The organism is Xanthobacter autotrophicus, assembly GCF_030015065.1.
GTDB lineage: Bacteria > Pseudomonadota > Alphaproteobacteria > Rhizobiales > Xanthobacteraceae > Xanthobacter > Xanthobacter autotrophicus_D.
The window spans coordinates 1-397 of record NZ_JAIVFN010000538.1 but is presented as its reverse complement, the minus strand read 5'-3'; the positions used below and the strand labels follow the sequence as shown (position 1 = coordinate 397).

Annotated in this window: 1 protein-coding gene; it reads left to right on the top strand. The window is 73.0% G+C overall.

Annotated elements, in window-relative coordinates; all coding sequences use genetic code 11:
• Nucleotides 1-397: hypothetical protein (locus K9U40_RS24410; RefSeq protein WP_282892618.1), on the top strand; the 397-nt coding region annotated here is incomplete at both ends.

Below are 397 nucleotides of genomic sequence, written 5' to 3'. Positions count from 1 at the left end.
GGAAGGCGAGGGCGATGGCGACACGGTGGTAACGGGCGTGCAGTTCATGCCGCCCTTCACGCCGCAGACCTCGCTGCGCCTGGAACTGCCCAAGGATTTCAAGGACGCCTCCGGCCGCACGCTGCGCAATGCGGACGGTTTTCCGCTGGCCGAGGCGACCGGCCCGATGCCGCCGCTTGCCAAGTTCGCCGCTGCGCCGTTCGGCGTGGTGGAGCGCTTAGCGGAAGCTGACAAGGGCCCGGCGCTGCTGCCGGTGACGCTGCGCAACGTCGAGGCCGATCTGCGCGTGCGCGGCCGGGCGCCCGGCGCGGCGCCGGCACCGGCCGGTGCGGCTTCTGCAGCCTCCGGCGCTGCGGCCACGACTGCGCCCGCTGGCAAGGTGAGCACTCTGCAGCCC